This is a genomic window from Anaerotruncus sp. 1XD42-93 (assembly GCF_009917605.1).
GTDB lineage: Bacteria > Bacillota > Clostridia > Oscillospirales > Ruminococcaceae > Anaerotruncus.
The window spans coordinates 1-731 of record NZ_QZEG01000209.1 but is presented as its reverse complement, the minus strand read 5'-3'; the positions used below and the strand labels follow the sequence as shown (position 1 = coordinate 731).

Annotated in this window: 1 protein-coding gene; it reads left to right on the top strand. The window is 55.4% G+C overall.

What is annotated here, in order from left to right; all coding sequences use genetic code 11:
• Positions 1–162: 162 nt before the first annotated feature.
• A partial coding sequence (locus D5269_RS18065) for an AAA family ATPase (RefSeq protein ID WP_166545252.1) occupies positions 163–731 on the top strand: 569 nt, incomplete at its 3' end.

Below are 731 nucleotides of genomic sequence, written 5' to 3'. Positions count from 1 at the left end.
CAGGCAAAAATCCAGTATTCATGCGGGTTTGCGGCGAGATGGCTCTCAAAAGCTAACCTCACAAAAGACAGATTATTGCACAATCACATATCGTTTCTAAGGGAGAATGTTGATTCCGGTCACATTCTCCCTTTTTTCATACCAAGAAACGAGGTGATTATCTTGAACACGCAAATCATCGCCATCGCCAACCAAAAGGGAGGTGTGGGCAAGACCACAACCTGTGCCAACTTAGGGATTGGGCTGGCACAGGCGGGAAAGAAAGTGCTTCTCATTGACGGGGACCCGCAAGGGAGCCTGACCATCAGCCTGGGCAATCCCCAGCCGGATAAGCTGCCTTTTACCCTCTCCGACGCGATGGGCCGTATCCTGACCGATCAGCCGGTCCGCCCCGGCGAGGGGATTCTGCGCCACCCGGAGGGCGTGGACCTGATGCCGGCGGATATTCAGCTGTCCGGCATGGAGGTGTCGCTGGTAAACGCTATGAGCCGGGAAACGATTCTGCGGCAATATCTGGACAGTGTAAAGGGGCAGTATTCCCATATCCTCATAGACTGCCAGCCCTCCCTGGGTATGCTCACCGTCAACGCGCTGGCCGCCGCCAACCGGATCATAATCCCCGTCCAGGCGGAGTATCTGCCCGCCAAAGGGCTGGAACAGCTGCTCTCTACGGTGAACAAGGTCAAGCGGCAGATCAACCCGAAACTGCAAATAGACGGTATTCTGCTGAC